This window comes from Paenibacillus sp. UNC499MF, assembly GCF_900107975.1.
Taxonomy (GTDB): Bacteria; Bacillota; Bacilli; order Paenibacillales; family NBRC-103111; genus Paenibacillus_F.
On the sequence record NZ_FNVF01000001.1, the window covers coordinates 926837 to 953470 of the forward strand.

A 26634-nucleotide genomic window follows, 5' to 3' on the forward strand; every position below is an offset into this window, starting at 1 on the left:
CATCGAACCTATCTGTTTTCCGGCCGGATCACCGGTTCGGTGAAACAGCGCCCCTCATTTAGGGGGCAGAAAGCAAGGAGGCTTCCCGTGAACATCCCTTCGCAGGCTAAAGAAACCCTTTTTACTCATTTGTACGGTCAGGCCGCGAACGGTCTTGTATTTGCATCTCCGGAAAACGGGGAGTGGCTAAGCATTAACCCGGCTTTGTGCGGCATTCTGGGTTATTCGGAAGCGGAGCTGCGCGAAAAAAACGAGCAAGAGATTGTGCATCCCGAAGACCGGCTCACCGACGAGCACGGACAGGTGATGGAAAAGTTGACCCGTTTTCCCGGTGAGATTTATGAAAGGGAGAAACGGTATTTTCATAGGAACGGGAACGTCATCACGGTATCCACCCGTACAACTCTCGCACGCGATAACGCGGCAGGCCATCCGCTCTATCTTATCCATGAAATCGCGGATATAACGGATAAAAAAGCAGCCGAAAAAGAGCTGGAGGACAACCGTGATCTTTCCCTGCTTTTTTCCAAAAACATTCAGGATGTTATCTCGTTCAGCTCGCCGAGCGGGACGATTCTATATATTTCCCCTTCCGTAGAAGGGCTCCTCGGCTATAAACCGGAAGAAATGATCGGGCGCAAGCGCGTCGATTTCTACCACCCCGAAGATGCTTTCCAAATGCGAAGCCGCGACAAGCTTTATTCGGAGAAAGAAGTTTTTATAAGGCGGGTCCGGCACAAGCAGGGCCATTATATTTGGCTGGAGACCGCTTTTCAGCTGGTACGTAACAGTGAAGGCCGCGTTATCAAAATATTGGCGATCGGGCGCAACGTGACGGAGCGGAAAAAGTATGAAGAAACGCTGGCCGAGGCACAGCGGATTGCGCATATCGGTTCGTGGGAGTGGGACCTGCTGAGTTCGCGGCTTTCTTTCTCGGATGAAATGCGCCGTATTTTCGGTTACGCCATCCATTCCGTCGATTCCAATGCGGATTTATTCATGAGCTGCATTGACCCCGGAGATCTTCCGCGTGTCCGCGAAAGCATCGGGAATGCGATAGCAAAAGGGGAGTCCGGCGAGCTGGTCTACAAAATCTGTCTGCCGGACCAGTCGGTCCGTACCATCGCGGGCCAATGGGAGGTTGTTACCGACGAATTCAACCATCCCATTCAAATCATCGGAATGGTGCAGGATATAACCGAACGCCGGAGGATGGAAGAACGGATTCTGGAAAGCGAGCAGAATTACCGGCTTATCTCGGAATACTCGCTTGATTTTATTTCCCGGCATGCCGTCGATGAGCAGGCGACGTTCCTGTTCGTGTCTCCGATCTGCCGCACGATGCTCGGTTACGAGCCCGAGGAAATGGTGGGCACACCGGGGCTAGGCTATATTCACCCCGACGATGTCGACAACGTTAAAGAGTATCTCCAGGAAAATCTCCATGGGGAAGGCGACGAGAAGATAACGTTCCGGTTTTTCCGCAAAGACGGCACGTATGTCTGGTTTGAAACGACCAGCCGCTACACTGTGGACGATCAGAACAGAAATCAGGAGATCGTGGCCATTTCCCGCGATATTACGGAGCGCAAAAACACGGAGCTGCGCCTCCAGGAATACAAATCGCTGTTTGATTACAATCCCGTCGGCGTAGCCTCGCTTGATCTCCAAGGAAATCTGCTGACGGCTAACCGGGGCCAGCAGATGTTAACGGGATACTCCGAGAAGGAGCTGACCGACCGGCATTTCGCCGCGCTCGTTCATCCGGACGATTACGAGAAGACCCTCCGGCACTTCGGGCTGGCGGTGAAAGGGGATCCGCAAGCTTACGAGATCGGCCTCATTCATAAAGACGGACACCGCATCGAAGCGAATATCCTGAACGTTCCGATTGTGCTTGGCGGCAGCATAGTCGGGGTGTACGTCCTGACGAGCGACATTACGGACCGGAAAAAATATACGGAAGAGATCGAGAAGCTGAGCTATGAGCACGCGCTGATTCTCAATTCCGTTTCCGAAGGAATTTTCGGGCTGGACTTGCTCGGGCAGGGGATGTTTATCAATCCCGCCGGCGCATCCATGCTCGGGTTTAACCCGAAAGAACTGATCGGAAGCCGTTACCTCCAAACCGTTGAGCAGGCTTGCCCGGACGGCAATCACTATCTTCCCGGAGACTCGCCGATCGAACGGGCGGTAAGGGACGGCGTATCGGTATCTCCGAGCGAAGGCATATTCTGGCGGAAGGACGGAACGAGCTTCCTGGCGTCCTATCAAGTTACCCCTCTGTTCGATAAGGGAGAGAGGAAGGGCGTCGTGGTCGTTTTCCGCGATGTGACGAACGAGAAAGAAATTATCCGGGCCAAAGAATTTGCCGAACAGGCCGACCGGGCAAAGTCGGAGTTTCTGGCCATTATGTCCCATGAGCTGCGCACGCCGATGAACGGAATTATCGGCATGACCGGCCTCCTTCAGGAAACGATGCTCGACGAGGAGCAGCGCAGCTACGCGGATATTATCCGGGAGAGCAGCGACGCCCTGCTGCACATTTTGAATGAAATTCTGGATTTCTCCCGGATCGAGGCCGGCAAAATGGAATTAAACCTGGGGGCGGTCGATTTAAGGGAAACGCTCGCGGGTGTTATGGAGCTGTTCCGGGTGAAGGCGGAAGAGAAAGGGCTGGAGCTTTCGCATGATATTCCGGCCGGATTACCCCGGTACGTGATGGGGGACGAGGCGCGAATCCGGCAAGTGCTGATCAATCTGATCAGCAACGCGATCAAATTTACCGAGCAGGGAAGCGTATCGATAGCCGTGGAAATGACCTCTGCCTCCGATCACCGGTCGGTTCTGCTGGAGTTTAAAATCCGCGATACGGGGATCGGAATTCCCGCAGGCAAAATTCACCGGCTGTTTCAATCGTTCTCGCAGCTGCATCCCGCCATTAACCGCAAATATGGCGGTACCGGGCTCGGCTTGTCGATCAGCAAGAAGCTGGCCGAGCTGATGGGGGGCGAAATCGGTGTGGAGAGCGAAGAGGGCGCCGGCTCCACCTTCTTCTTCACCCTTCCCTCCGGTTTGGGCCTTGCGGAGACTTCAGATCCCGCCGCCGATACCTCCAAGGCACCGGCCGCCATGGTCCCGTCTCTTCCGGAAGCGCAGCCTGAGCCTTTGCGGCTGCTCATTGCGGATGATCATCCGATGAACCGGACGCTGCTGCTGACGTTAACCGGCAAGCTCGGATACGCGGCAGATGTCGCAACGAGCGGCGCGGAGGCCGTGCAGGCTGCGGGAGAGCATGCGTACGATATCATCTTTATGGATGTGCAGATGCCCGTTATGGACGGGTTTGAGGCGACCCGTCTCATCCGTGAGAAATACGGGGAAGGTCCGTCAGCTCCCGTCATCATTGCCGTCACCGCCTTTGCCAGGGAGGAAGACAAACAGCGGTGCCTGGCATTCGGGATGAACGATTATATCAGCAAACCTATTCTTTCGGATGAGCTTAAACGTCTGCTTGCCGAGTGGTCCGCCCGGATAAAAGAGCGATAGAACCCGTGAAAACCCGCCGTGAAGCGGGTTTTTTTGTTGCAAAAGCCGGATTACCGGGATTAGGCGAACCGGAGGCGATTTGTGAAGTCGCTCATAATGTTTTATAATTAGCTACATTTAAACCTACAATAGATTAGCCGCATACAATAGTTTAGGTGAATACGTCAGTATATTACTGGAGGAATCTTCATGCAGTTTATTAAGCAGGCAGCGGTTCAGCAGGTTCTTGATCTGCTTAAGGCCCAAGACCTGTATATTCATCTGGAAATGACCAACGGGGCGTACGCATCTCATCTGGATCAGTCCAAACATACGGCCTCGACGTTTATCCGCAATTCCAAGATCCGTTATATACAGGGATCTATTGCCGGAAACGGTCCCTACCGGGTCGGGCTTAAAATGGAAGAAGGCTGGGTTTATTCCGAAGGACTTACCCATTGGGACGAAACGGAGACGGAGAGACTGATTTTATCGGGACATGATAAAGACGGCAAGCTTGTCGTTTCCCTGCAGTTGAGCCGCAGCCCTTTTTAACTTACAAAGAGAGAAGGTAAATGGAGATGGAACGACACATACTGGTCGTCCTGCCGCATCCCGATGACGAAGCGTTCAGCGTGTCCGGTACGCTTGCGGGCCATATACGGCAAGGAACTCCCGTGACTTACGCGTGTTTGACACTGGGAGAAATGGGACGCAATATGGGAAACCCCCTTGCGGCCAACCGCGTGACGCTGCCCGAAATCCGCAAAGCCGAGCTTGAGGAATCGTGCCGGTCGATCGGAATTGAGGATCTGCGCATGCTGGGCTTTCACGATAAAACGATTGAGTTCGAAGACCGGGAACTGCTCGTCGACAAAATCCGCGGGCTCATAGAGGAATTGAATCCTTCACTGGTTATCACGTTCTATCCGGGCTACAGCGTGCATCCGGACCATGACGCCACAGGGGCGGCCGTTATAGATACCGTTCAAAGAATGCCCCTGGAAGAGAGACCGGCCGTTCACTGCATCGCTTTTTCCAAAGGCTGCGAAGAGGTACTCGGTAAAGCGGACATCGTGAACGATGTTAGGGCTTATATGCCGCAGAAGCTGGGCTCGATCCTTGCCCACAGCTCCCAGTTCCAGCTAAACGGACAGCTCAGCGGTAAATCCGCAGGCGACCAAGAGGTACTGGACCGGTTCGGCCGCGAGCGGTTATGGACCTACCGGTTTCAATAAAAGGGTGAGGGCGTAGAGGCGCTGCCGCAACCAGGGAAAGACCGTCAGGGACATTGGAATGTCCTTATCGGTCTTTTTCCGCAGCTTATGCCAAGTGGCGGGAATCGGCAAGTTGTCAGCACCTGATGGTTCCAGCTCTACTCTTGCTTTGGACCGATTCCGGAAATTTTTTCCCGTTTCCCTTGCTCCGCTCATTTGCCAAAACGGCGGATTTGAACTACTATTAACCGTGAAGTTGTTTGACATGTTACGTTCGTATCTTAAGACAATTGAATATTCAACATTCTTTATCAAACAGGTTCCGGTTCATTCTTCAATGAGAGGGAACGGATTAAAAGGGAAGTCCGGTGCAATTCCGGCACGGTCCCGCCACTGTAAGGGAAAAGGGGGATATCCCCCGGCCGAAGCGCATTATGCCACTGGGTAAACCCGGGAAGGCGCGCAGGGGATTCCCGAGTCAGGAGACCTGCCTGTTTACCGGTAACTTCATTCCTACGCGGATATAGGATGGCGTTGATGCGAATGTTCTCCCTGATCGCCAGGGTCTTTCAGCTTTCATCTGTTAATGGAACGGACCCGCGCGTATTTATGCGACGAACCCGAACATCCTGCCTCCGGCGGGATGTTTTTTATTTGCACCTAAATGAAATCCGCCCCATCATGACCGCAATCAATGCGCGTAAGAAACAAAGGCAGCCGGAACCGACTATTTACCACCGCATGGGGAGGAAAAGAGATGTATTACGGAGTGAAACTGAATACGAATTACAAAACCCTCTGGCAGGAGGGGATGAAGGATTGGGACGGAAATCTCCCCGTAAGGATGACGGATGACGTCAAGGAAGAAGGATTCTGGAACGCTTTTATGAAAAAGAAAGAAGAATCCGGTGTGGATTCCTGGGTCGCCAATCTGCGCAAGGAGCTTATCTCATTTATCGATCCCGGCGAGGACGTGCTGGAAATCGGGCCCGGCTGGGGCAACTATACGTTCGAAGCGGCCGAGAAAGCGGGTTCCCTTACATGCGTCGACAGCTCCGAGAGCGTGCTTGCTTTCTTGAAAGCCGCAGCGGAGCGGAAGGGCTGGAATCACGTAAACTTCGTGCATGCCAAGTGGGAGGAGCTTCCCGAGGTGGAGCCGGCCGACGTTGTGTTCGGGGTTAACTGCTATTACCGGATGCAGGAGATCGACCGTGCGCTTCTGCATATCAACAACACGGCGAAGCGCCTTGGAATCGCGGGGATGGTAAGCGGCCCCGAAAAACCCCATTACAAAGACATCGAGGAGCAGTTGGGCTGCAGAATCAGGTTTCAACGCAGAGATTATATCCATTTGCAGAATCTGCTCTATGAGCTGGGAATCGATGCGAACTGTAAAATCGTCAACCTGCACAAAACATATGCGTATGACACGGAGGAGGAACTGCTGAAGGACAACCTGAGCGCGGTTCTGGACAAGGAATTTGACCGGAAGAAGGCTGCCCGGCTGCTGTATGCGTATGTGCGTGAAGCCGACGGCAAGCTGATATACCCGCACAATTTCAAAGCGGCTCTCCTTTACTGGAAGCCGGAGAAAAGGCTGGAGCCTGCGGTCCTGCATCCGGAAGTTATGCGGGCCGTCCAGGTTTGATGAGGCCGCTTGAACTGTTTTCCCGGATAACGCGACTTTGCGTTCCGGGCTTTTTTTTGTTTTCCGAACAGAAAAAGGAGTGCGGAGAGGAAAGAGCTTGTCATAGATGAAGACAGGCTCGCATAGGATGAATTACGTGAATCGTCTGAGGGAGAAGTCTTTTTTGTTGAAAAGCGTAATTATTACGATTAAAATAAGGGGACTGGCGCAAACAGGAGGGAAGATCGTGTACGTTGACGGAACAAGCAGAAGGATGAGGAATAGAAATCTGATCGTTATCGCAGCGGGAAGTTTCCTGGCCGTACTGGCCTGGCAAGCCCTGCGGACCGGGAGTGTGGTTTTGCCGGACCCCTCTGTCATCGGGCTGTTCAAAACGATGTTCATCGGCATCGTGCTCGAAGCGGTTCCTTTTATTATGCTGGGTGTGGTGCTTTCCTCGTTTATGCAGGTCTACATCCCGGAGACCTGGATCCGTAAAGCGATCCCCCGGAATCCTTTTCTCGGACTCGTGTTTGCCTGTCTGCTAGGCATTCTGTTCCCGATTTGCGAATGCGGCATGATCCCGGTCGTCCGGCGGCTGATCAACAAGGGAATGCCCTTGTACATAGGCGTGGTCGTCATTCTTGCGGGACCCGTCGTCAACCCGGTCGTTTATGCGGCCACCTATACGGCCTTCCGGATGAATCCCGAAATGGTGTATGCCCGAATGGGACTGGCTCTTGGAACGGGCGCGCTGATCGGCTTGTTCGTTTACGCGTTTATCAACAAAAACCCTCTGAAACACAGGCTGGATACGCTGTACTCCGGGAACGGGCAAGACTGCGCGCACGCGCAGGGAAGCGGTAAATTTTTAGCGATGACGAGCCATGCGGGCACGGAATTTTTCGACATGGGGAAATACCTTATTTTCGGTTCCCTCATTACGGCCGTTATTCAAGCGTTTGTACCGAGAGGAGATTTGTCGGCGCTGGGAGAGGGAGAGGTGCTTCCTCATCTGTTTATGATGGGGTTTGCCTACATTCTGTCCCTATGTTCGACCTCGGACGCCTTTGTCGCTTCCTCCTTTCTGCAGACGTTTTCCAAAGGATCGCTGCTCACGTTCCTTGTCTTCGGACCTATGCTCGATTTCAAAAGCACGCTGATGCTTTTGTCCGTTTTCAAAACGAAGTTTGTCCTGCTGCTTGCCCTGCTCATTACGGTGACCGTGTTTGCCGGTTCTGTCTTGGTCGAGCACTTATTTTTCAGATAAGCAGTTGAAATCGGGAGGTGGACCGGGTGGAAGACAGGCGCATGTACGCCTTTCATTATTTTTTCAGAGCGGCAATTTTATGCGGGTTTTCGTTCTATATCGTTTATCTCGTCAAAACGGGCGGCTTGGCACATTATTTGGCGCCCCGTCTGTTCCCTTACGTCAAAGCTTCGGCGATCGCTTTGTTCGTATTGGCGGTGATCCAGATTTATCTGGCTTTACAGCCTGCCGCAAACAGCGAACCCGACTGCGGATGCGAGCCCGTTATACGCAAATCCAAGCTTTCGCACGGTGCCGCCTACTCCTTGTTCCTTTTGCCGCTGCTGCTCGGTTTTCTGCTGCCTGACCGTGTAACGGGAAGCGATATCGCTCAGGTGAAAGGGATTCAATTGAATGCCTCCAACCTGCAAAAGCAGCAGGGAGCGGAGCCGCAGGAAAAGCCGGCAGAAAAGCCGAAAACATCGGGAGAAGTACGGCAGGGCGGAGAGCAAACCGACGAAAGCAGGCTTAAGGAGATGTTTAAGGGCAGCCGCTTTACGGAAGAGTATGCGAAGCTGGCCATGCGGCTTTACCGGAACGAAACCATTCTGATCGGAGAAAAAGGGTTTATGGAAAAGCTGACGGCAGTGGATCTGTTTGCCGGCCGTTTTGCGGGGAAGCAAATGGAAATCAGCGGCTTCGTGTACCGGGAGGAAGGGATGCCCCAAAACCGGTTTGTCGTAGCCCGGCTGACGATGCAGTGCTGCTCGGCCGATGCCTCCCCGTATGGCGTGATCGTTGAGGCGCCGGATGCGGGTTCGTATCCGAAGGATACCTGGGTAACGGTGAAGGGCACGATCCGGAAGTCCGTGTATGAAGGCAAAGACGTGATGAAGCTGGAGGGAGCCGTTATCCGGAAAATAAAAGAGCCGTCGTCTCCATACGTTTATCCGTATGCCGGCGATTTCGCCGATCTTGGAAAATAGCGCTAAGGCAACAAAACCGCTTTCCGTCGGAAAGCGGTTTTGGACGTTGCAGGAGCAGGTAGGTGCAAGAGCCAGCAGGTGTAAGAGCTGTAAGTGCAAAGAGCTGGTAAGTGCAAGAGCCGGTAGGTGCGAGAGCCGGTAGGTGCAGGAACTGGTAGTGCAAGAGCCGGCAGGTGTAAGAGCTGGTAAGTGCAAGAGCCGGTAGATTCAGGTTATCGTACCGCTTGCGGCTCCCAGCGTACGGTGATTCGCTGTATGACGGCGGCCGGTCCACCAACTCGACTACGGGTAGACACAATCGGCAGAATAGGGAGCCGGTACAGCAAATCGTTCCGCACCACGCAAGGTGCCTATGCTCGATGCTTGGTTGGCGTTTCAGGACAGCTTGGCTGAGCGGCAGGCACCTGACTGATTGTAGCTGGGGCTAATTCCGGCGGACCGGCCCTGGTTCAACGGGCAGCGGCTTTCCCGGCAGCCGTTTCCACTCTTCGCTCAGCCGTTCCGTATCCAGATCGATCCCTATAAACACGAGATAGGGTTCTCCCCGGTAAAAAGAAGGCTCCCAGACACTCCGTTTTCCGGCGTACTGAAGCAGATGTGTGTGTCCGGATTCTGAGAAGGTCACATACCCTTTGGCGCGGAGCAGCCCGTCCTTCCAGCGCTGGAGGAAAGCGTCCACGTCTCCTTTGGTCAGCCCCGCAGCCTGATTCCACGGGAGAGTAACGGTGCGGACGCGGGAGTGGGAGGGAGCCGTTTGCAACGGGGCAGGCGAGTTCGCGGAGCGCTTGCCGCTTTCCGCACCGGCTGTGCTGGGCTCCTTCGGATGAGTCCGTATCTTCGTCATCCGGATAGGCCGGACCGTCAGAGGCCCATTCTGCGCAGGCTGGACGCCTTCCAGGATCGGCTGCAGCTCAACGCGGCAGTGAGTGGTATACACGAGCATGGCATGCCCGTTCAGCTTGCGTATCGCCTTCTCGATTTGATGCAGCCGGATGCGGTGCACATAATCCGTTTTGTTGACCAGAATCAGGTCGGCCACTTCAACCTGCCTGCGAAGCGTCCTCACGAGCTGTCTGTCCGATGCGAACAGGCTGTTGTAATCCATGAAATTTTCCGCATCGAGCACCGTGATGACCTGCTTCAGAAATACACGGTTCAGCAGACCGGGCTCCGTAAGCACATCGGCGATTTCTTCAGGATTAGCGACCCCGGTCAGTTCAATGATAAGGATGTCCGGATTGCGCAGCATCAGCGTCTGCAAACTGCCTGTAAGCTCGCTTTTCTTACTGCAGCAGACACAGCCGTCCAGCAGTTTCTCAATCGATGCGGAGCTGTGTCCTTCCAGAATCAAGCCGTCGACATCGGCTTTGCCCAGCTCATTCATCAGAATCCCGGGGCGCAGGCCGAGTGTCTTCGATTCTTCGAGCATCCGGAGCAGAAGCGTCGTTTTACCGCTGCCCAAAAAACCGCTGAGTACGAACACAGGTATTTTCACGGCTCAGTTCCTTTCTGAGAGCAAATAGTTGTTAATATTGTATTCTTGTCCGGGATGGAACATGTGATAAAATCGTAATTATTACGTTTAATTTTATTTTACAGGAAGCAGGGTCGTCCGGCAAGCCGGATACCATTTCAAGTGGGGAGGGAAAGGGAGGATCAAAGGCTGCTATACTTTCTAAATTTGTAACTTCTATAATTATATCCGGGTAAAAAGTCCTAAATTATTTGAAGTGGTAAAAAAATCCTCCAAACCCATTAAAGAGTCGGAGGATTTTTAACTAGCCTATGCTTTTATTGCAGGGACTGTTGAGTTTTGGTGGAACCCGCAAAGGTTTGAAATTGATCCTTTAATTTCTGACGGGCGTCTTTATTGCGGAGTAAGTAAGCAGCTCCTAGACCAATTGCAGTAAACATCATTTTTTTACCCATTTTCGTTTACCTCCTGTATGTTAAGGTTGCTTGCTCTACAGAAAATTACCCGCTCAGCCCGATGCTAAACATTTTTCGATTCATAAACTAAAAATAGAGGATGCTCTCCCCGGAAAAAGCCTTCTTTTTCAATAAAAAAGACCACCCGATAAGAAATCGGATGGTCCTGCTTGTTGAGTAAATTAGACGGTTTTCCAAACGTCTGCTTTACCAGGGATGTCGCCTTGTGTCCACCATTTGGCTTCGTATACGACACCGTTGTAAGTAACGCGGTTGCCTACTGTGTAAACAGAGGACGCGCTCCATGCAGGTGCAGTAGTGCCGCCGCCAGTACCGCCGGCAGTTGTTTTAGCCGTTACAGCGGAGCTTGCAGCGGAAGTGTTGCCTGCTGCATCTTTCGCTTTAACGGTGAACGTGTAGCTAGTGTCAGCCGTCAGGCCTGTCACTGTGAAGCTTGTAGTTGCGGAAGTTCCCACTTTAGTGGAACCTTGGTATACATCGTAACCAGTTACGCCGACATTGTCGGAAGAAGCGCTCCAGTTCAGAGTTACGGAGTTAGCCGTAACGCCGGAAGCAGTTACACCTGCAGGTGCAGTTGGAGCTTGAGTGTCGGTAGGTGTGCCAGTCCCGCCACCGTTAACATTAACGTCGATTACGTTGTAGAAAGCGTTAGGCGTATCTGCGATTTCCCAAACAGCCAGGATTACGTTGTAACCGCTGCGTGCAGGAACGTTACAAGTGTGGGAAGTGGCAGGATCCGGTTTTTTACCGCCGTCTTGGAAAGAGCAGAACAGTTCGAAATCGGAACGTTTCAGAGGGGCGTTAGGATTCCAGCCTGTTTTCGTGATGTAGTATTTCCATTCTCTCGTTGCGTGTGCGGCAGTGAGCTTCCAAGTGAACGTGTTGCTTCCGCTGTTGATGTTCACTTTGGACCAGCGGTCTGCAGTTTGAGCGTTCAGCTCAGGGAAAGCGGCGCCAGCGCCGGCGATTTGACCGTCAGCAGGACCGCCTGTTGGGTAGCTGCCAGGTGCTTCAAGGCTTTGCGGCTCGTATACGATGGCTCCGCAGTTCTTGTTGATGCCTTGGTTACAAAGAGCCGCGCGGCTTGCTGGACCGGTGATGTAACCGTGAGCGGAAGCGCTTTCAGCGAAAACAAGCGAACAGATAGCTCCGATTACAAGCGCTGCGAAAGCCACGAGAAAAGGAGAAACTTTGAAAAGAGAGCGGTTCCAAGAAATGGATTGGGACATTATTTAAATACCTCCGATTTTAGTGAATTGGAATACAGGGAATTTAGAGCTATACTGCCGAGAATCGTACAAGAAACAATAATGACTCAAACCAGAGCAATCTGGTGGATAGGTCAGGATTCGGCATCGTAAGCAGTGAATGGCTATCTACCGAGAACAGCAAATGAGCTTTAATTCCTGCCCGTCAAAATGTTTAGCATCTACCTCCTGTCAGTTTATGTCTAAACGTTTTATTTCACCTCCTCATATCCATATTATAGTACAAGGTAGAAGTAATGGAAGTAGGTCTTTAGAACTATTTATAGACATAAAATGGCGAAAATAGTAAAACATATCCTCCGAAATATCCTTGAATTTTGGATCTTTTTTGCAAACACCGCGTGACGGAAAAAAGTTTAGAAATAAAAGGGAAAAATGTCGAAAGGAACGAATTAGATGTAAACATGTTTAGAACAGGAAGGAAGTGAGCCGGATATGAGTGTGGCGGCAGACATAAAACTGTTTATTTCAGTCAAAAAAGCGTGGGTTCTGGTTCTGGCGATGATTTTATACGGAATCGGCGTCGGGATTTTGGCGCCCATGAACGCCATTTATTTAAAAGAAGGAGTCGGACTCGGGAAAGGCGAAATCGCTTCGATTTTTGCCATTTCGCTCCTGCTTAATATGATTTTCACGATCAGTGTGGGCATCCTGAGCGATAAGATTCCGCGGAAGAAGATCATCCCCATGGCGGCCTCGGTGGTGTGTGCGGCCGGGCTGCTGATTTATATGAGAGCCGACGGATACGTATCCGCGCTCGTGGGCATGTCAATCGCATCGGCCCCGTCAGGAATGGTGATGGGCCAGATGTTTGCCATGGCCCGGAATCATTTCTCGAAGCTGGCGCCGGACATCGTGGAGATTTCGCAGCTCTGGCTGCGCGCGTCTTTCAGCGTGGGCTTTTTTACGGGACTGCTGCTGGGTGCGAACATTTATTTATGGTTTACTTTTTACGGGGTGCTCTGGGGCAATCTTGGGGGATATATGGCACTCTTCGTTCTTCTGTTGTTTTACCGGGAAACGGTGGAAGCGCCTTCCAAAGCGGTCGTTAAAAAGAGCGGCGAGCCGTTCTCGCTGGCAATGCTGATCGCGCTGCTTATGCTCTCGTGCGCCGATGCGATACGGGGATTGTATCTTCCCCTTGTCGTGAACGAGAAGTTCGGCAATCCGGAACTGATGTCTTACATATGGAGCGCGCAGGCAGTATTCGAGCTCTTGTTTATGACGGTTGCGGGCTATTGGGCGCTCAAATACGGCTTCAAGCCGGTCATTTTATTCGCCAGCCTGTTCGCGCTCATCGTTTATCTGGTGTACGCCAATGTCGATTATTTGCCGCTCTTTTTCGCCATGCAGCCGCTGTATTCGTTTTATGTGGCCGTGCTGCTCGGGGTGGCCATGGGCTACGTCCAGCGGATGTTTTTGCACAAAACGGGATTCGGAGCCAGCCTGTACGTCGTGATTTCCCAAATGGCTTCTCTGGTCGGCTATTTCCTGCCGCTGCTTATAGAAGGCATCACTCCGGCTATCTTTTATATCCCCGGTATGCTCATCGTCGTTTCCATGCTGCTCATCACCAGAACGATGCTGAAAGAACGCCGCAGCAGAAAGGCGGAAAACGTACAAACCTTGTAAGTGATGCAGTGCAAACAGCCTGCGGCAGAGAAATCGCTCCGGTACTTTACCGGAAACGCCGGCTGTGCTAAACTGAGGCCACTGGAACGGTGTGTAACTGGCGGAACGTGGGGAACCACGGGGGAGCACACGGGAAATATAGCCGTACGCCTGGGCGAAAGTATTTGCGGATAACGGGAAACCGTGTCCGCGGATACTTTTTTTGTTTTCTTTTTGCAGGAAACCAATAAATCGGGGGGGCGGAGAACGTGGGAATGTTGATGAAAACGGCAGATCTTGCCGGTCGGTTAAGGGAATCGATCCGAATAGAGACGGACATGTGGAAAAAGAAGGGGATCGAGCCTTCCCTGGCGGTTGTGCTCATAAAAGGTGATCCGGCTTCCGAATACTACGCCAAAGCCAAGGAAAAAACGGCCCAAAAACTCGGCATCGGTTACCGTCTGATGGAATTCGATCCGGCTATTACGCAAACGGAACTGCTCGGTCATCTCGGAGAGCTGAACGCGGATAACAACGTGCACGGAATCATGCTGGAGCTTCCGCTGCCCCGGCACTTGAACGGGGTCGAAGCTGCGGGTCTTATCCGTCCCGATAAAGATGTGGACGGGATTAACCCAGGCAGCAAACTTGCCTGTTATCTCGGCACGGAGGGACTGTACCCGGCAACTCCCCAGTCTTGTATCCGCATTCTGCAGGAATTCGGATTTGAGCTGAAAGGACGGCATGTGGTGCTCGTCGGGCGAGGCGAAACCGTCGGCAGGCCCTTGATGCCTATGCTGCTGCGGGAGCACGCGACACTTACGGTGTGCCATTCGCACACGCAGAATCTCGCGCGTCATATTGCCGGTGCGGACATCCTCATTACAGCGGCCGGCCGGGCGGGGATGGTTACCGCGGATATGGTGCACCCGGATCTGGTCATTGTCGATGCGGGCATCAACGAAACGGACACCGGAATAGCGGGGGATGTTAGTCCGGATGCTCTGCAGCGGGTGAAAGCGATGACGCCGGTGCCGGGAGGCGTAGGAACGCTGACGACGCTCATCTTGTTTGAAAATCTGCTGAAAGCGGTCGGAATGCAGATCGGGGAGGGAAAACTCTGATGAGTGTGTACGATCAGTCCATTCGCGAATTTCTGGCCGAGGCTTCTTCGGCCTCTCCGGTTCCCGGAGGAGGAAGCATTGCCGCTTTGGCCGCAGCCCTCGGAGCCTCCATGGGTTCGATGACGGCCCGGTTGACCACGGGTGCCAAGTTCAAAGAGCAAGAAGCCGCGATGCTTGAGAACGCGGAGCTTTTCCGGCAGGCCATCGAACGGTTCGAAGCCCTGCAGGAAAAAGACATGGCTTCATTCAACCGGTTCATGAAGGCGCTGAAACTGCCGGCCGCCACTCCCGAAGAGAAGGAACGCCGGAGTCTCGCCATCCGGGAAGCCTCCGTATATGCGGCGGATGTGCCGCTGGAACTGATGGAGGCGTGCCTTGCTGTCATGCGGCGGCTGGCGGTCCTGGCCCCGGAAGTCAACAAGAACGTGGTGTCCGATCTGGGAATTGCCGTACTGATGCTGGAAGCCGCGGTACAATCCGCCTGGATCACCGTGGAAATCAACTTGAATACAATGTCCGGCGACAACCGGAAAGTGTATAGGGATAAGGGAACGCTTCTTTTGGGTGAAGCGGAAGGAATAAAGCGGGACGCTTTGGCCCAAGTAAGAGAGCGGATTTGAGCGGCCGCGCGGTAGGCAATGCTTTCCGGCCGCCGCCGGCAACATGAACCGCTTCGGATTGTGCCAGAAAAAAACCGTCTGAGATTCTTCTTGGAAAGAAGAGTTTCAGACGGTTTTTTTTGCTGGCTTAACGGGGCCGGCGCGGACACTATTCGTACCGGCGAGTGGCCGGCCAGGAGCCTTGAAGCTTGCGAATCAGCACGATCTCGCCGGTATGAAAAGCATCGTGCTGGATAATGCTGCCGATGCGGAAACCGACCGGATGATCGCGGTATAGAGCGTCCATGTCCGGATCGGATTTGGTGTCCAGCAGGCCCCCGATCCGGGTATGAACGTCGTCAAGCTCGCGGAGCGTCCGCTGCCACGCTTCTTCGGAACCGTGGGTATCGGGCGTTTTGAACGTATCGTCGTTGTTTCGGGCCGAGTGGTTCTGCTCTTCGCCCAGGAGCAGTTCCAGCAGACGCTGCTTGTAATAGACCAGATGGTTAACGGTTTCCCAGATCGTATTGCCCGCTTCGCCTTGGGGCCGCCAGGAAGCCTGTTCGGCGCTTACGCCGCTGACGGCGTTTTTCAGAGGGGCATACCAGTCTTCCGTTCCGTAAGCGTTCTCCCAGCCGCGTTTAAGAAGATCCAATCCGTTCATTGCATTTCCTCCTAAATTAAGAATGGTGTAAAATTAAAAAGGCGGTGTGTTCATACGTGGACAGGTGATGCAAGAAGCCTGCCCGGTATGCGAACCATTCGCACAGCTACATTGTAACCATCTAAATAGTTTATGGTAGTTACATTCTGAATTTTAACATGTATTGGAAGAAGACTCAATCTTTATCCGGAGGTTGTTTTGGAAAATTCGGCTTTAGAGTTTATGAACAGCCAGTGGTATGACTGGCGGGGGACGGGACGGAGCGAGGACAGGCTTGACCGGCCCGGCTGGCTGGAAGCCTTTCTGGAGAAATGGGAGCTGGAGGCTCCGCTGCCTCCACAGCCCCATGAACGCGCCGCTCTCGGCGAGCTCCGGCGGGCCATGCGCGCCGTCACGGAATGCGTCAGCTCCGGCAGAGAGCCTGACGATGAAGACGTTTTACGGCTGAATAAAGCGATGGCCGAAGTGTCTTCCCGCCCGATGCTGGCTAGGGAAGACGGGGTCTGGCGGCTGGAGCGACGGACGGGCGATAAGGGCTGGGAAGCGGTCATGGGCCAGGTGGCTGTCGCGTTTGCCCGTCTCCTGGCGGAGGAAGACGTGCGGCGCCTCAAAATTTGCGCGAACGAAGACTGCCGCTGGGTTTTCTTCGACGAGAGCAGAAGCCGGACGGCCCGGTGGTGCGACGATAAGATGTGCGGCAACCTGATGAAAGTCAGGCGCTTCCGCCAACGCCGGAAAGAAAGCGAATGATCCGGCGTCCGCACGTTTTTGCGGATAGGACACAAGGAAAACGGCTTCGAAAGTCGAAGAAGTAAGAGGACCTTACATAACGTGCAGTGTGGCAGTGAATATACCTCAAAGGAGAATGAAGATGGCCGATCAATTCGAAAGAAATCTGGGAAAATACGCCGAGCTGGCGGTGAAAGTCGGTTTGAACATACAGCCGGGTCAGTCCTTATGGGTGAACGCTTCCATTCAGCAGGCCCCTTTAGCCCGTCTTATTACGCAAAAAGCATACGAAGCGGGAGCGAAATCGGTTTACGTCGAATGGATGGATGACGCTATAACGAAGCTGAGATATACGCTTGCTCCCGACGATTCGTTCGATACCTACCCGGCGTGGAGAGCGCAGGCGGTAGAAGAGCTTGCCGAAAACGGCGGCGCTTATCTGCTTGTCGAATCGGGCAACCCGGAACTGCTACAAGGAGTGAAGCCCGAACGTATTGCGGCTTATTCCAAGGCTGCGGGCAAGGCGCTTGCCAAATGGAGAGAATACATGACCTCTCACAAGATGACGTGGTCGATTCTCGCCGCTCCGTCCACCGGCTGGGCCGGTAAAGTATTCCCGGATCTGCCTGAAGAAGAAGCCGTAGCCGCTTTGTGGGAGGAGATTTTCAAAGCTACCCGCGTGGACCAGGATAATCCCGTCGAGGTCTGGGAGCAGCACAATGCGACGCTCCGCGCTAAAGTCGAGGAGCTGAACGCCAAGCAGTACCGGAAGCTTCACTACCGGGCGCCGGGAACGGAGCTGAGCGTAACGCTGCCGGAGCGGCACATCTGGTCCGGCGGTTCGACGGTGAACGAGAAGGGCGATGCGTACAATCCGAACGTTCCGACGGAGGAAGTATTCGTATCGCCGCTTAAGGACGGCACGAACGGAGTGGTACGCAGCACGAAGCCGCTGAGCTATCAGGGGAATCTGATCGAGAATTTCACACTCACGTTTGAGAACGGCCGTGTTGTGGATTTTCAGGCGGAGAAAGGTTATGAGGCGTTAAAAGGACTTCTCGAACTGGACGAAGGAGCCCGCCATCTGGGCGAGGTTGCGCTTGTGCCTCATGAGTCGCCTATTTCCGCAAGCAACATCATCTTCTTTAACACTTTATTCGATGAGAACGCGTCGAATCACCTTGCCCTGGGGAAAGCCTTCGGCTTCAGCATCCCGGACGGAACGAAAATGTCGGTGGAAGAGCTGACGAAGGCGGGTCTCAACGACAGTATTACCCACGTGGACTTCATGATCGGCTCGGCGGACATGGACATTGACGGCGAACTGGCCGACGGGACGCTCGAACCCATTTTCCGCAAAGGAAACTGGGCATAAGGTTCTGCAAAAAGCCGGACGTCCCGCCTGTGCCTGTAAAGGCATGGTACGTGCGCTGGAAAGATAGAAAAAGTCAGCCGGATTGCCGGCTGGCTTTTTCTTTGTGAGCGATACGCGTGCAATTGTCCTTATTTCGGCAAGCGGGTATAATGGGGACAATCCGCCGACTCCCGCTGCCGGAGGCGGCAACCTTTTTCTTAACCGAGATGAAAGTCTGTCGCAACAAAGGAGATTGAGCTTATGTATACGATCATGATTGTGGAGGATGACCCCAAAATCGCAAATTTGCTTCAGGCCCATATACAAAAAAACGGGGATGAAGGCGTTGTGGCGGAAGATTTCGACGGGGTGCTGGAGCAGTTCCGGCGGATACAGCCCCATGTGGTTCTGCTCGATATCAACCTGCCCCGGTTTGACGGCTACTACTGGTGCCGCCAAATCCGCTCGGAATCGACTTGTCCGATTATTTTTATTTCAGCCCGCAGCAGTGAATTCGACCAGGTAAGAGGGCTTGAAAACGGAGCGGACGATTATATTACGAAGCCGTTTCACTATGAAATCGTTATGGCCAAAATCCGCAGCCAACTGAGACGGGCATTCGGGGATTATGCTTCCGGAACGCAGGAGCGCACCGTCGAGAAAAAAGGGATGATCCTTTACCCGGAACGGATGGTGCTTCAGTTAAAGGAGAACAGCGTAACGCTTACCAAAAAAGAAGCCGTTCTGATGGAGACGCTGCTCCAGCGGAGTCCCCGGGTTGTCAGCAGAGAGACGATTCTGGACAAGCTGTGGGACGACACGTTCGTAGACGACAATACGCTCAGCGTAAATATAACCCGCATCCGGAAAAAACTGCACGATTTCGGTATTGAAGATGCCTTGGAAACCGTGCGTGGAGTAGGATACCGGCTCAACGTGACCTGGACGGGCGGAGAGCGGCCATGAAACTGTTCTGGCGCGAACAGATGCCTCTGATCGGGTTTACGGCGGTCATCCTCTTGCTAGTGCTGCTTGTTTACCGGTATGACGGATACACGGACGTCCTTACTTCTCTGTACGCCGTTTTTCTGGGGATTTGCGTGCTCGGCGCCTATCTGGCTTACAGGTATTTCAGCCACCGGGAATTATACAGGCGCCTCTCTAAGCCGCCCGGCTCGCTGGGAAGCTCTGTGCAGAAATCGGATGCGGCACCGCTGTCTGCGGCGCTCGGACGCCTGCTTGAGACGCAGTACAGTCACTATCAGAGTGAAATAAAAGCGTGGGAGCGCACACAGCGCGACCATCTTACGTTTATAAACCAGTGGGTTCATCAAATGAAGACTCCGCTTTCGGTCATTGAGCTGATCACGGAGGAAGACAATGATCCGCGCTTTGCCAGTATTGCGGAAGAAACGGACCGGATCAGAAGAGGTTTGGAGATGGTTCTCTACATGGCTCGTATGCAAACCTTCGAGCAGGACTTTTATGTGGAGTCCGTGGCGCTTAGAGAACTGGTAAGCGAGGCGATCCATGATTATAAACGTTTCTTTATTCACAGTCATGTATACCCGGTAGTTGTGATAGAGCAGGAGCTTGAGGTGGAAACGGATTCCAAATGGCTCCGCTTTATTCTCCAGCAGCTGCTCTCCAATGCCATTAAATATTCGGCGGGAAGCGGTAAAAAGGTTGAAATCGTTGCGTTTGAGGAAGACAACGCGGTCGTTCTGGAGGTGCGCGACAGCGGCATCGGAATTCCTCCCGAAGACATTCCGCGTGTGTTCCGGCCGTTTTTTACGGGAGAAAACGGACGCAGGTTTAAAGAATCGACCGGCATGGGTTTGTATCTGGTGCAGCAGGTTGCGGCGAAACTTCATCTTACGGTCAGCATCCGGTCACGGGTCGGGGAAGGAACAACGGTTCGGCTCACGTTTGAAAGCAGCAGAGCCGTTAAGACGAGCGGGTAAGCCGCTCGTTTTTTTGTCGTTTCGCCGTTGCGGGAAGATTACATTCTTACAAAGTTGTCATCTGTCTGAAAGAAAGGCCGATAGGAGATCGGCGCAGCCTCGGGTAAACTTTTAGGAGAAATAGCCCGGACTGAATAGAGGAGGATAAACCTATGGAAATTTTGAAAGTTTCTAATCTCAGCAAAATATACAAGGGCACGATCTCTTACGAGGCGCTTGTCCATATAGATTTGACGATCCCAAAAGGTGAGTTTGTCGGTATTATGGGGCCTTCCGGCAGCGGCAAAACGACTCTGCTTAATCTCGTCTCCACCATCGATACGCCGACATCCGGAGCGGTGCTGATTAACGGAAATGATCCGCACCGTCTGACAGCGGACGAGCTGGCCGTATTCCGCCGCCGCGAGCTGGGATTCGTGTTCCAGTCGTTTAATCTGCTTCATACGCTTACGGTGAAGGAGAATATCCTTCTCCCGCTGACTCTTGACGGTACCGATTTGACGGAGATGAACAGGCGCGTGGAGGAAATCGCCGACAAACTCGGCATCTCCGGAATTTTGAACAAACGCACGTATGAAATATCCGGAGGCCAAGCCCAGAGGACGGCTATCGCACGGGCGCTTATCCATACGCCCAAGCTGGTGCTTGCGGACGAGCCGACAGGCAATCTCGATTCCAAGTCCGCCCGTGACGTCATGGAGCTCCTGACGATGCTCAACAAGGAAGAGGAAGCGACCATGATGCTCGTTACGCATGATGCGATGGCGGCAAGCTACTGCAACCGGGTCGTTTTTATCAAGGACGGGAAGCTGTATAACGAGATTTATTGCGGTGACAGCCGGGAAGCCTTTTACCAGAAAATTATCAATGTCTTATCGTTGCTAGGGGGAAGCGGGAATGAATTTTCGACAATTCGCGTTTAACAATATTGTCCGCAACAAGCGGACCTATATCGCTCATTTTCTCAGCAGCGCGTTTTCCGTCATGATTTTCTTCACGTATGCTCTGCTCCTGTTCCATCCCGATCTGCAGGGAGAGCTGTCTTCGACAAGCGCAACGATCAGCCATTTGAGCACGATGGGCATGCGGGTATCGCAAGTGTTGATATTTATTTTCTCGTTCTTCTTTCTGCTGTACTCCGTCAGTTCGTTTCTTAAAAACCGGAAGAAGGAATTCGGGCTTCTCATGGTGCTCGGAATCTCCCGCAAGCAGCTGAAACAGCTTATTTTTCTGGAAAATATGATGATCGGGGGGGCTGCAATTGCCGCCGGCATAGGAACAGGCCTTATTTTCGCCAAGCTTATCCTGCTAATCAGTTCCAAAGTGCTTTATATTATGAACGGACTGCCGTTCTACCTGCCGGTAAAAGCGGCCCTGACGACGACAGGGGCTTTTCTGCTGCTATTTCTGCTGATTTCGTTCTTTACCGCAGGTCTGGGTAAATCGGGGCCGCTTGTTGACCTTCTCCAATCGGAGGATAAGCCGAAACCCGAGCCGAAAGCGTCCGTATCGTTGTCGCTGCTGGCTTTGGCGCTGATTGCCGCGGGGTACGGGTGTGTCTTTTATTTTACTCTGGAGCGTGCCTTTCTATTTTCTCTGCTCGGTGCCGGAGTCATCTTGACGGTTGCGGGAACGTATTTTTTGTTTACCCAGTTGAGCGTGTACGTGATCGGATCTCTTAAAAGAAGAGAACGGCTGTTTTTTAACAAAACGAACCTGCTTACGTTATCCGAACTGAGTTACCGGATGAAAGATAACGCGATTATGTTTTTCATGGTGGCGATTGTGTCGGCCGTCGCTTTCACGGGTATCGGTACCTCCCTGGCGATCAGCGACCCCGGTTTGTCCGAAATGCAGGACCCTTACGCATTCAAATATATTTCTCCGCAAAATAACCCGAAGGAGAAGGAACATGTTCAGGAAATCCGGACGCGTCTTGAGGATGCCCGTTATTCTTACAAGCAGGCCGTGGTTACCCCGTTCCAGTCGGAAAATGCCTACACGGTCCTGAAATTAAGCGAATATAACAAATTGGCGGATATGCTCGGCTACGAGAAAGAAACGATCGAAGACGACAGCCAAGTGATTATTTCGCCGCACACGATCAGCGAGAAAAACAAATGGGACCAAGAAAGACCGGATATAAAGACGCTTGACCTCGTCTATGACAATCAGCAGCAGATCTTGAACGTGCAGAAAATAACCCGGGAGCTTGTACTACCGTTGAGCGGGAAGGTTGCCGTCGTGACGGATACGATGTTCGGTAAACTGCCTGTACAGGAGTATCGGCAGACCTACTATCTGTTTGTGGTGGAAGGCTGGGAAAAGTCGGCGGAAGTCTCCCGGCTGTTATCCGACAGCATCAACGATTCGGGGTCGGACGGGAGTTTTTACTTCGAGGCTCTCGTGCACGAATGGCTCTCGGCTAAACAGAAGAACGGCATACTGCTGATCGTAAGCGTGCTGGTCGGGATCGTCTTTTTTACCTTCGCGGCAAGTTTTGTATACTTCCGGTTATATGCCGATCTGGAGCGGGATGAAAAACAGTACCGGATGATAGCGAAGGTCGGTTTGAGCCGCAAGGAACTCAGACGGATTCTGACGCGACAGCTCCTTCTCATGTTTTTTCTTCCGATTGCCATGGCCTTGGTACACAGCGCGGTAGCATTGACCGCTCTTCAGCTGCTTGTCGGCTATTCGATTCTGCAATCTTCGCTGACGGTTTTTCTCGCCTTTCTTACCGTGCAGGCTGTTTACTTCATGATCGTCAGGTGGCGTTATCTTCAGCATTTGTACCGGAAAATCGCTTCAGCGGTTTAGCCGCAGGCTTGGAGAGGTAGATGGGAAAGGAGCCTTTAACGGCTCTTTTCTTCGGAGGTTAAGTATGTGTGAGTTTATTCCGGTGCACAGTCGCTTGAGCGCTTCCGGGTTGAAGGACGTTGAGAGGACCCATCTCTACAGAGATATACAGGCTGCTTATACAGCTCGTTTTGCGTTTCTTCCGGAAGCGTGAGGCGGGCTTTTTTAATTTAAACAAAGGTTTATTTGGAATTCCCTGGAATATCCTCTTATACTTACAAAAGTGGCTTTATCAAACACACGGGGAGTGAGGAAATGAGCGTTTACGAGCATCTGATCCAACCGAATTTAACAGGCGACTTGAAACAAGATGTATATGCTTTTCTGGCCAAAAACGGGCACCGGAAAACCGCGGAACACTGCATGAAGGTAGGCGAGCAGGCCCGCGAATTGGTCATACGGCTTTCGATAGACCATGCCGCATTTGCCTATACCCGTTACTCATGGAATCGGAAAGACACATGGCGGGTCGTTCATCCATGGCTTCAAGAAAGTTGCAAGAATCTGTTATGGCGGATCGGAAAAGAGGCGGAACCATGCGGAACTTAAGCCGCGGAAAGATGATCGCGCTGTTTATCGTTCTGATTATGTTAACGGCTCCGGTTGTTTATGTTCAGGGAAATAAAATGGCCTATGCGGAAAGAGTCAGGAGCTACCTGCTTCAGGAAAAAGGCTACAAAGAGGAAGAACTGGCATCGGTCAAAGGAATTTGGGGAATCAAGCTGCCTCCCTTCTATACTCTCGTTGTTTTCAAGGATGAGCCCCATGTGGAGTATGTTTATTTTTCTCATAACGATGTGATCCAGTTCGATCAGCGGATTTCTCCGGACGGAGTGGAGAGGGGGATAAAGCCCGAAAACCTGAAACATGCGGAAAAGCTCAAGGAAAGATAACCGGCGGGTTGAGGGAACGAGCGGGCACTACATATACATTACCAAACGAATTAAATTTTTGTTGACCTAAAACAAAACGTTGTTATATTATGTTTGTGTAATAAGTAAACAAAAAGGAAAAACGTTTATTATTCGGATTTTCTGCTGAGTCTGAAAGAGCTCAGGGGGGAAACCAGAGGAAGGGGTTCTCAGTCGTGTTTAATAATGCTTTTGTCAGAACGATTATTATGTCCAACGTTCTGCTGCAGCTTGGCATCTGGATTAGAAACTTTGCCATTTTGCTGTATGTGACAGATATAACGAACAACAATCCCAAATTTGTTTCGTTAATCTCAGTCGCCGAATTTACTCCGATTTTTCTATTCGCGATTATCGGGGGAACGTTTGCGGACCGCTGGAGACCGAAGCGGACGATGATCGTTTGCGATCTTCTCTCGGCGTTGTCCGTATTCGCCGTGCTGCTCGTCGTGATGTACGGGTCGTGGCAGGCGTTGTTTTTCGCTACGCTGGTGTCGGCGATTTTATCGCAATTCTCGCAGCCGTCCGCGTTAAAGCTGTTCAAACAGCATGTCCCGGAAGAGCAGCTTCAAGGGGTCATGGCGATGTTTCAGACGCTGATGGCCATCTTCATGGTATTCGGGCCGATTCTCGGCACCTTCGTTTACCAGCACTACGGTCTGGAAATTTCGATTGCCGTGATGGGGGTTTGTTTCATCGCTTCCGCCGCCGTTCTTACTTCACTACCGGCCGATCAGAAGAATCCGGCCAAAGCGGAACGCAATTTCATGCAGGAAATGAAGGACGGACTCCGTTACGTATGGAGCAGCCGGGCATTGAAGACGCTTGGGGGAACGTTCGCCGTTTGCGGCTTTGCGGTAGGTATTATTCAGCCCTTGATGCTGTTTATCGCCATCGAAAATCTCGGGCAGGATAAACTGTTTCTGCAGTGGCTTCTCGCGGCAAACGGAATAGCCATGCTGGCGGGCGGGGGAGTCGTCATGGCACTCTCGAAAAAAATGCAGCCGCAATCGCTGCTCGCGGCGGGGCTTGTCGTCAGCACCGTGGGAACGATAGGAATCGGCTTGTCCGCAAGCGTTCCGCTGACGATCTTTTTCCAAGTCGTAAACGGTCTGTTTTATCCCTGCATAATGATCGGAATCAACACCATGATGATGAAAAACACGGAAGCGGCTTTTATCGGCCGCGTGGGGGGCGTGCTTACACCCTTGTTTATGGGATTTATGGTCATCGGCATGTCCGGCGCGGGATTTATTAAGGAGACCTTATCCCTTCAAGCGGTGTATACCGGAAGCGGAATTCTCTTCTTCCTCGGCGCACTGCTGCTCGTTCCGTTGATGCTGCGGCGGCCGGAACCTCTCGGCGAAATTCATGGAACCGCAGCGGCCGCAGACAGCACCGACTAACTCAGGGCAGTCAAGGGTAGCCGCAGCCAAGCCGTGCGCTGCTTCCGGTTACGGCAGCAGCGGCACAATTAGGCGGATCCACCAACCTTAAAAAACGCCACCCCTTCATGAAGACGGGGTGGCGTTTTGGCGTCCTAAGGCGCCGTATCGGCGTGCTGCAATCCGGCGTGACGGCTGAGCGCGCGGGTCAGCGTGCCGTCTACCAGATCGCTGATCCGTTTCATCATCGTTTCGGGCAGTTCCTTCATGCCCGTTTTGACCCATTTGACGACGATGCCAACGAATGCGAAGGTGTAAAATTCCGCGATAAAACATATGTCGGACTCCGAAACGTCAAGACCGGCGGAAGCGTCGTCCACGACACGTTTGATCATATCTTTGGTTGCCTCGAACAGATAGTCGTCAAACGCATTTTGTCCCGGAGTGTTGAGCGCATTGATATAGAACAGCCGGTTGTTCATCAGATAATGCAGGATTTGTACGGCCATGTCGCTCCAATGCCCGTAATCGCGGTAATCGGCAATGCTTTCCACCGCTTCCGAATAGTAGATCCAGTGAACCAGGTCGTATTTGTCTTTGAAATGGTAATAAAAGGTTTGTCTGTTCAGCCCGCTGCCGGAGGAAATATCCTGAACACTGATTTTTGCCAGAGATTTCGTTTCCATCTGCTTTTTAAGCGATGCGGCCAGCGCTTTTTTGGTCATTTGCGAATCGGTCATGATGTCACCTCGTTATGGTTCTCCACTTCCACTTTTACATAGTATAAAGGAATCTTTTTCTTTTTTAAAATGCAGGGGATTGACCAGGGAACACCTGTTCTTTATACTAAATTATGGAAGAATAATGAATAGGATGGACGGTGGTACTGTATGGTTTTGCAAGAAAAGGAACTGCGATTATTTATTGTGGAAGCTAAAAAGAACGCGTACGCCGCAGGAGCGGCAAGCGGCGATGTTCTGTCGGGACCGGGCGCCAAAAATTTTCCTTATGCTGCCGGGAGCTACAGCTATCTGGACAGCTATTTCGGAGAAACCGATTTTGCGGGTCAGGAATTGGTCAGGAGGAACGGGACCCCGCTCTGGGCATTGAACTATTACGGAACCACACTGAATCCGGTTGACGGATTTCCTGAATTTTTGCTGGAGTGCCTCGGAAAAGTGACGGAAGCGGCTCCGTTCAGAGGACCCGAACAGTATCGCAACGAAAGGTTTGAGTACAACTGCTTTTGGAGCGGGGATATAAGCCGTTTTAAAGGAGAAGAGAGGCTTTTGCACCGCGGTGAAATGATCTTTACGCTTACTTTTCACGGAGGTTTTATTACATAGTCCGCTCAAAGGTCCGTTTGTAAGGTACATATCCTAACTTTTACTCGAATGACGGCTCTCTCATGTGAACGAAAAACCGGAATCGCACTGCTAGACATAACTTGGGAAAATGTTTCGTTTTTGGACATTTCACTGAAATTGTCTATTGGGACGAACCGTTTTTTTGTTCTATACTGGAAATGATTTCATAAAGCAGCCATTGAAGTGGTAATTTTTGCGCAGGCTGCCCCTAAGCCCGAAAAGAAATGGATAGCGATTCCTTT

General features: G+C 52.3%; 23 protein-coding genes and 2 riboswitches. Of the genes, 18 read left to right on the forward strand and 5 right to left on the reverse strand.

Annotated features, from left to right (window positions below):
* Positions 1 to 87: 87 nt before the first annotated feature.
* From C4S74_RS04250 to C4S74_RS04275, 6 genes are all read left to right on the forward strand, one after another.
* On the forward strand, positions 88 to 3549 hold the full coding sequence (locus tag C4S74_RS04250; protein ID WP_103994087.1) for a PAS domain S-box protein: 3462 nt from the start codon (positions 88 to 90) through the stop codon (positions 3547 to 3549).
* Positions 3550 to 3738: 189 nt separating this feature from the next.
* Positions 3739 to 4083 carry a YojF family protein gene (locus C4S74_RS04255; RefSeq protein ID WP_103994088.1) on the forward strand — a complete coding sequence of 115 codons (345 nt, stop codon included), beginning with the start codon at positions 3739 to 3741 and terminating at the stop codon, positions 4081 to 4083.
* 26 nt (positions 4084 to 4109) lie between these two features.
* Positions 4110 to 4766, forward strand: coding sequence for a bacillithiol biosynthesis deacetylase BshB2 (gene bshB2, locus C4S74_RS04260; protein WP_103994272.1), 657 nt, complete (start codon positions 4110 to 4112; stop codon positions 4764 to 4766).
* 279 nt (positions 4767 to 5045) lie between these two features.
* Positions 5046 to 5255, forward strand: a riboswitch (cobalamin riboswitch).
* 247 nt (positions 5256 to 5502) lie between these two features.
* Positions 5503 to 6393, forward strand: a complete 891-nt coding sequence (locus C4S74_RS04265; protein ID WP_103994089.1) for a class I SAM-dependent methyltransferase — start codon at positions 5503 to 5505, stop codon at positions 6391 to 6393.
* A gap of 163 nt (positions 6394 to 6556) precedes the next feature.
* On the forward strand, positions 6557 to 7642 hold the full coding sequence (locus C4S74_RS04270) for a permease (RefSeq protein ID WP_258042370.1): 1086 nt from the start codon (positions 6557 to 6559) through the stop codon (positions 7640 to 7642).
* A 26-nt stretch (positions 7643 to 7668) separates the two neighbouring features.
* Entirely contained in the window at positions 7669 to 8607 is a 939-nt protein-coding gene (locus C4S74_RS04275; protein ID WP_103994090.1) for a TIGR03943 family protein, read from the forward strand.
* Between the two features lie 424 nt (positions 8608 to 9031).
* Here C4S74_RS04275 and C4S74_RS04280 read toward each other — a convergent pair whose 3' ends face one another.
* The 3 genes from C4S74_RS04280 to C4S74_RS04285 form a co-directional block, all read right to left on the reverse strand.
* A complete protein-coding gene (locus tag C4S74_RS04280; RefSeq protein WP_103994091.1) occupies positions 9032 to 10102 on the reverse strand; it encodes a GTP-binding protein in 1071 nt (356 codons plus the stop codon).
* 296 nt (positions 10103 to 10398) lie between these two features.
* Positions 10399 to 10536: a hypothetical protein gene (locus C4S74_RS26380; RefSeq protein ID WP_181024294.1), complete on the reverse strand. Its 138-nt coding sequence runs from the start codon at positions 10534 to 10536 to the stop codon at positions 10399 to 10401.
* Between the two features lie 182 nt (positions 10537 to 10718).
* Positions 10719 to 11786 carry a lytic polysaccharide monooxygenase gene (locus C4S74_RS04285; RefSeq protein ID WP_103994092.1) on the reverse strand — a complete coding sequence of 356 codons (1068 nt, stop codon included), beginning with the start codon at positions 11784 to 11786 and terminating at the stop codon, positions 10719 to 10721.
* Positions 11787 to 12260: 474 nt separating this feature from the next.
* On the opposite strand from C4S74_RS04285, the gene C4S74_RS04290 reads away from it, so the two are divergent.
* From C4S74_RS04290 to C4S74_RS04300, 3 genes are all read left to right on the forward strand, one after another.
* The gene (locus C4S74_RS04290) at positions 12261 to 13457 is read left to right on the forward strand and encodes an MFS transporter (protein ID WP_103994093.1); all 1197 of its coding nucleotides are present in this window, start codon (positions 12261 to 12263) and stop codon (positions 13455 to 13457) included.
* Positions 13458 to 13540: 83 nt separating this feature from the next.
* Positions 13541 to 13620: riboswitch (ZMP/ZTP riboswitch) on the forward strand.
* An 85-nt stretch (positions 13621 to 13705) separates the two neighbouring features.
* On the forward strand, positions 13706 to 14560 hold the full coding sequence (locus tag C4S74_RS04295; protein ID WP_103994094.1) for a bifunctional 5,10-methylenetetrahydrofolate dehydrogenase/5,10-methenyltetrahydrofolate cyclohydrolase: 855 nt from the start codon (positions 13706 to 13708) through the stop codon (positions 14558 to 14560).
* A complete protein-coding gene (locus C4S74_RS04300; protein WP_103994095.1) occupies positions 14560 to 15180 on the forward strand; it encodes a cyclodeaminase/cyclohydrolase family protein in 621 nt (206 codons plus the stop codon). Before C4S74_RS04295 ends, C4S74_RS04300 begins: the two co-directional genes overlap by 1 nt.
* Before the next feature lie 148 nt (positions 15181 to 15328).
* On the opposite strand, the gene C4S74_RS04305 is transcribed toward C4S74_RS04300, so the two are convergent.
* On the reverse strand, positions 15329 to 15823 hold the full coding sequence (locus C4S74_RS04305) for a DinB family protein (protein WP_103994096.1): 495 nt from the start codon (positions 15821 to 15823) through the stop codon (positions 15329 to 15331).
* A gap of 198 nt (positions 15824 to 16021) precedes the next feature.
* Between C4S74_RS04305 and C4S74_RS04310 the strand changes: the two genes are divergently transcribed.
* The 8 genes from C4S74_RS04310 to C4S74_RS04350 all read left to right on the forward strand — a co-directional run bounded on the left by C4S74_RS04310 (position 16022) and on the right by C4S74_RS04350 (position 25046).
* The gene (locus tag C4S74_RS04310) at positions 16022 to 16573 is read left to right on the forward strand and encodes an ABATE domain-containing protein (RefSeq protein ID WP_103994097.1); all 552 of its coding nucleotides are present in this window, start codon (positions 16022 to 16024) and stop codon (positions 16571 to 16573) included.
* A 121-nt stretch (positions 16574 to 16694) separates the two neighbouring features.
* Entirely contained in the window at positions 16695 to 17927 is a 1233-nt protein-coding gene (locus C4S74_RS04315; RefSeq protein WP_103994098.1) for an aminopeptidase, read from the forward strand.
* A 240-nt stretch (positions 17928 to 18167) separates the two neighbouring features.
* A complete protein-coding gene (locus C4S74_RS04320; RefSeq protein ID WP_103994099.1) occupies positions 18168 to 18872 on the forward strand; it encodes a response regulator transcription factor in 705 nt (234 codons plus the stop codon).
* Positions 18869 to 19870 carry a HAMP domain-containing sensor histidine kinase gene (locus C4S74_RS04325; protein WP_103994100.1) on the forward strand — a complete coding sequence of 334 codons (1002 nt, stop codon included), beginning with the start codon at positions 18869 to 18871 and terminating at the stop codon, positions 19868 to 19870. Before C4S74_RS04320 ends, C4S74_RS04325 begins: the two co-directional genes overlap by 4 nt.
* 152 nt (positions 19871 to 20022) lie before the next feature.
* Positions 20023 to 20793, forward strand: a complete 771-nt coding sequence (locus tag C4S74_RS04330; protein ID WP_103994101.1) for an ABC transporter ATP-binding protein — start codon at positions 20023 to 20025, stop codon at positions 20791 to 20793.
* On the forward strand, positions 20768 to 22690 hold the full coding sequence (locus C4S74_RS04335) for an FtsX-like permease family protein (protein ID WP_103994102.1): 1923 nt from the start codon (positions 20768 to 20770) through the stop codon (positions 22688 to 22690). The genes C4S74_RS04330 and C4S74_RS04335 overlap by 26 nt, the downstream gene beginning before the upstream one ends.
* Positions 22691 to 23265: 575 nt before the next feature.
* Positions 23266 to 23622: a DUF3139 domain-containing protein gene (locus C4S74_RS04345; protein ID WP_103994104.1), complete on the forward strand. Its 357-nt coding sequence runs from the start codon at positions 23266 to 23268 to the stop codon at positions 23620 to 23622.
* A 194-nt stretch (positions 23623 to 23816) separates the two neighbouring features.
* Positions 23817 to 25046 carry an MFS transporter gene (locus tag C4S74_RS04350; RefSeq protein WP_103994105.1) on the forward strand — a complete coding sequence of 410 codons (1230 nt, stop codon included), beginning with the start codon at positions 23817 to 23819 and terminating at the stop codon, positions 25044 to 25046.
* Positions 25047 to 25180: 134 nt separating this feature from the next.
* Here C4S74_RS04350 and dhaS read toward each other — a convergent pair whose 3' ends face one another.
* Positions 25181 to 25765 (reverse strand): dihydroxyacetone kinase transcriptional activator DhaS, encoded by a 585-nt coding sequence (dhaS, locus tag C4S74_RS04355; protein WP_103994106.1) that lies wholly within the window; start codon positions 25763 to 25765, stop codon positions 25181 to 25183.
* Between the two features lie 150 nt (positions 25766 to 25915).
* On the opposite strand from dhaS, the gene C4S74_RS04360 reads away from it, so the two are divergent.
* Complete coding sequence (locus C4S74_RS04360; protein ID WP_103994107.1) at positions 25916 to 26371, forward strand: DUF5680 domain-containing protein; 456 nt, start codon at positions 25916 to 25918, stop codon at positions 26369 to 26371.
* The last annotated feature ends 263 nt before the right edge of the window (positions 26372 to 26634 follow it).

Bases quoted from the DNA above. Each gene is read 5' to 3' on its own strand.
- C4S74_RS04265 (WP_103994089.1), top strand. From the start codon at position 5,503: ATGTATTACGGAGTGAAACTGAATACGAATTACAAAACCCTCTGGCAG.
- C4S74_RS04290 (WP_103994093.1), top strand. From the start codon at position 12,261: ATGAGTGTGGCGGCAGACATAAAACTGTTTATTTCAGTCAAAAAAGCG.
- C4S74_RS04335 (WP_103994102.1), top strand. From the start codon at position 20,768: ATGAATTTTCGACAATTCGCGTTTAACAATATTGTCCGCAACAAGCGG.
- bshB2 (WP_103994272.1), top strand. From the start codon at position 4,110: ATGGAACGACACATACTGGTCGTCCTGCCGCATCCCGATGACGAAGCG.
- C4S74_RS04285 (WP_103994092.1), bottom strand. From the start codon at position 11,786: ATGTCCCAATCCATTTCTTGGAACCGCTCTCTTTTCAAAGTTTCTCCT.
- C4S74_RS26380 (WP_181024294.1), bottom strand. From the start codon at position 10,536: ATGGGTAAAAAAATGATGTTTACTGCAATTGGTCTAGGAGCTGCTTAC.
- C4S74_RS04305 (WP_103994096.1), bottom strand. From the start codon at position 15,823: ATGAACGGATTGGATCTTCTTAAACGCGGCTGGGAGAACGCTTACGGA.
- C4S74_RS04345 (WP_103994104.1), top strand. From the start codon at position 23,266: ATGCGGAACTTAAGCCGCGGAAAGATGATCGCGCTGTTTATCGTTCTG.
- C4S74_RS04300 (WP_103994095.1), top strand. From the start codon at position 14,560: ATGAGTGTGTACGATCAGTCCATTCGCGAATTTCTGGCCGAGGCTTCT.
- C4S74_RS04255 (WP_103994088.1), top strand. From the start codon at position 3,739: ATGCAGTTTATTAAGCAGGCAGCGGTTCAGCAGGTTCTTGATCTGCTT.
- C4S74_RS04360 (WP_103994107.1), top strand. From the start codon at position 25,916: ATGGTTTTGCAAGAAAAGGAACTGCGATTATTTATTGTGGAAGCTAAA.
- C4S74_RS04315 (WP_103994098.1), top strand. From the start codon at position 16,695: ATGGCCGATCAATTCGAAAGAAATCTGGGAAAATACGCCGAGCTGGCG.
- dhaS (WP_103994106.1), bottom strand. From the start codon at position 25,765: ATGACCGATTCGCAAATGACCAAAAAAGCGCTGGCCGCATCGCTTAAA.
- C4S74_RS04330 (WP_103994101.1), top strand. From the start codon at position 20,023: ATGGAAATTTTGAAAGTTTCTAATCTCAGCAAAATATACAAGGGCACG.
- C4S74_RS04320 (WP_103994099.1), top strand. From the start codon at position 18,168: ATGTATACGATCATGATTGTGGAGGATGACCCCAAAATCGCAAATTTG.
- C4S74_RS04325 (WP_103994100.1), top strand. From the start codon at position 18,869: ATGAAACTGTTCTGGCGCGAACAGATGCCTCTGATCGGGTTTACGGCG.